Here is a 542-nt window from a genome sequence, read left to right on the forward strand (position 1 = left end):
GGCCGGGATCGACCGACTGGACGCCGGCGCGCAGGATCTCGGCGTAGAAGGAACCGACGTAGCAGCTGAGCCCGATGAAGCCGGCCCAGAATCTGGTGACGTTGATGCCGGCGAAGATCGGAAAGGCGTAATAGACCCACAAAAGCGTGACGAGCAGCGGAATGTTGCGGAAGAACTCGACATAGATCTGGCCGAGGATGACCAGCGGCTTAAACGTGCTCAACTGGATCAGCCCGATGAACAGGCCGATCAGCAGGCCCGCACCGATCGTGATGACGGTGAAATAGATCGTCATCAGGAGGCCCTGCCAGAGCAGCCCGATATTGTTGGTTATGACTGTGTAGTCGAATAGCATGTTGTCCTCACTGGTTCGATGCACGTCCAGTGGTGGCCTGACCGCCGCACCCGGCGGCGATCAGGCTGTTTCGATCAGAAGGAGAAACCTGCCGGAAGGATCGACAGATCGATGCCGCGAGCTTCCCAGGAGCGGGCAAGCTTGCCCTGGGCGAGGCCTAGCGAACTCTCCTGCAGGATCCAATTGG

1 protein-coding gene is annotated in these 542 nt (G+C 59.4%); it reads right to left on the reverse strand.

The genetic code is table 11. From position 1 onward, the window contains the following. Positions 1-355, reverse strand: a 355-nt coding sequence (locus tag EN925_RS38900; protein WP_164894841.1) for an ABC transporter permease subunit, incomplete at its 3' end; no start/stop codon positions are given. Positions 356-542 lie beyond the last annotated feature (187 nt).

It is taken from the genome of Mesorhizobium sp. M7A.F.Ca.US.006.04.2.1 (assembly GCF_004022915.1).
In the GTDB taxonomy this organism is placed as follows: domain Bacteria; phylum Pseudomonadota; class Alphaproteobacteria; order Rhizobiales; family Rhizobiaceae; genus Mesorhizobium; species Mesorhizobium ciceri.